Annotated in this window: 2 protein-coding genes; both read left to right on the forward strand. The window is 51.5% G+C overall.

Annotated elements, in window-relative coordinates:
• Nucleotides 1–721: hypothetical protein (locus E1189_RS22955; protein ID WP_196221010.1), on the forward strand; the 721-nt coding region annotated here is incomplete at its 5' end.
• Nucleotides 722–1,272: 551 nt separating this feature from the next.
• The coding region (locus E1189_RS01740) for a hypothetical protein (RefSeq protein WP_155158365.1) at nucleotides 1,273–1,757 on the forward strand (485 nt) is incomplete at its 3' end.

Below are 1,757 nucleotides of genomic sequence, written 5' to 3' on the forward strand. Positions count from 1 at the left end.
GGCTCTGGGCAGACTGCTTCAGGTTATGGGAGGCACGGACGATTTGAAAGCGGCTTTGGACATCTTTACCCGACTACGCACCCGGGCGGCAGGCGGGGTGGCGAACACCCCCTGTGAGGACAGGGACATCGAACTGGCTCTGGGCAGACTGTTTCAGGTTATGGGGGGCACGGACAATCTACAAGTGGCCTGGGACATCTACACCCGGCTGCGCACCCGGGCGACAGGTGGAGTGGCGGACATCCCTTCTGAGAACAAGGAGATCGAACTGGGGCTCGCATCTGTTTTCACTGATTTGGGAGCATGGAGGCAGTTTGATGGACTGCAACTCGATAAACAGTTGTTTTCAGGGTTTGAAACCTGCTTATATTTGAGCATTCGTTACTTCCAGGAACTAATGGACGTTGAGAAAGTCTTGCCCGAACATTTGTCCCTTTTGGGGAAAGCGTTCCATTGGGCTGCTCTTGCGGTTGAGGGCAGTGGAGGCACAAATGCATCCTGTCTCAGTCAACTGGCTCACTGCTTTCGCCTTTTATCGGCCTGGCCGCCAGTTAAGCTGCGAGCGTCAGGTATCGAAGAAAAAAGGGAGCACGAGTTCAAATTGAGATCGGACTTGCTCTTTGCTAAAGCCAACGATCTTGCACCCCATCGACAAGAACAGAAGAAAGATGAACGCTGGAGGCTAAAGGAACGACAATTCCTGGCACATATGACTGCGTAACCTTCAAACAGCCCTGTTTGTGACCCTGACGCATTTTGAACCTTTGTTCCTGCACCATCATCCATACAGCATCAATGGTGAACGAACAACCCCTGACATAACGGCTTTAAAGGTTTATTCAGAGTATGAACTTACCTCCATACTATGGTAAAGGCTATCACTACCGACAGGCGCTTCCTCCTCGCAGACAAGGCAATTCAAGCAGGTATACGCCTTATACCTTCAGTACACATGTTTCTCGATATCCAGAGCGTACAGGTCACTCTGAACATCGCCAACTTTCACAATATCGTACTCAGCACTTCCCGGCTCACTTTCGTGTACAGACATGTCACGACATAAATGATGGCTTCCATTTTCTGAAAACCAACCCCAAAAGAGCATTGGATGTGGCCGAGACACTATTAAAAAAATATGGGGGAGACTCACAGCAATATGCTCGTGTTGCACAATTAAAAGCCAGATCTTTGTTTCTTCTTGGTGATTTTGATGGGTGTATTGGGTTCATCAGTTCTCTTTCAGAGGATTTGCGAAATGACAAGGGAGTGATAATGGCAAAAGGCAGAGCTTTGCAAGCGAAAGGCCATTTAAAGGAAGCTCTACCACTTTTTCAACAACTTTATGCACAATACTCAGCCTCCCTCAATGATGAAAAAAAACATGGGGTGGCCCTGGGCAGACTACTCCAGGCCATGGGGGGCACGGGCAACCTGAGCGCAGCTCTGGACATCTTTATCCGGTTGCGCACCCGTGCGGCTGGGGGGCAGGCGAATACACCCTGTGATGATAAGGATATCGAACTGGCTCTGGGGCGACACTTCCAGATTATGGGGGGGACGGACGGCCTGAGAGCGGCCCTGGATATCTTTATCCAGTTACGTACCCGGGCGGCCAAAGGGCAGGCGAACACCCCTTGCAATGACAAGGAGATCGAACTGGCTCTGGGCAGGCTCCTCGAGGCTATGGGAGGTACAGACAACCAGAGAGCAGCCCGGAACATCTTTACCCAGCTGCGCACCCGAGCGGCCGGGGGGCA

The sequence above is a fragment of the Parendozoicomonas verongulae genome (assembly GCF_009711465.1).
Lineage (GTDB): Bacteria > Pseudomonadota > Gammaproteobacteria > Pseudomonadales > Endozoicomonadaceae > Sansalvadorimonas > Sansalvadorimonas verongulae.